This window comes from Planomonospora corallina (assembly GCF_042650625.1).
Classification (GTDB): domain Bacteria; phylum Actinomycetota; class Actinomycetes; order Streptosporangiales; family Streptosporangiaceae; genus Planomonospora_B; species Planomonospora_B corallina.
Genome location: NZ_JBHSBM010000081.1, coordinates 1 through 583, shown reverse-complemented (window position 1 = coordinate 583; position 583 = coordinate 1). Strand labels below are relative to the sequence as shown.

The window sequence follows — 583 nt, the reverse complement described above, 5'->3', positions numbered from 1 at the left end:
CTTCGCCGCCCTGACCATCGCCTGGGACGCCGGCGCCCGCCGCGCCCTCGGCCTGCGCCACCCCTGGCGCGGCATGCTCCGCCTCGACCTGCCCGCCGCGACCGCCGCCCTGACCCTCCTGCCCGCCGCCGCCTACACCGCCACCTGGGCCGGCTGGTTCGCCTCCCCCCTCGGCTGGGGCCGCAACTGGGCCCAGGCCACCGGCCAGGGCCCCTACTACTTCGTCTTCGACTCCATCCGCTCCTGGCTCGCCTACCACTTCCAGGTCCTGGGCTTCCACACCGGCCTGAGCACCCCGCACAACTACCAGTCCCGCCCCTGGGAATGGCCCCTGCTGCTGCGCCCCGTCGCGTTCTTCTACGAGACCCGACCCGGCTGCGGCGCGGCCGGCGGCTGCTCCCAGGCCGTGCTCGGCGTCGGCACCCCCGTCATCTGGTACGGCGCGCTGGCCGCCCTCATCGCCGCCGTCGCCTGGTACGTCGCCACCCGCGACTGGCGCGCCGGCGCCGTGCTGACCGCCTACGCCGCCGGCTGGCTGCCCTGGTTCTACTACGCCGTCGCCGACGACCGCACCATGTTCCTG

1 pseudogene is annotated in these 583 nt (G+C 75.3%); it reads left to right on the top strand.

Features of this window, described 5'->3' with window-relative positions:
• A pseudogene (locus tag ACFOWE_RS33795) lies at positions 1–583 on the top strand (phospholipid carrier-dependent glycosyltransferase); the annotation flags it as partial.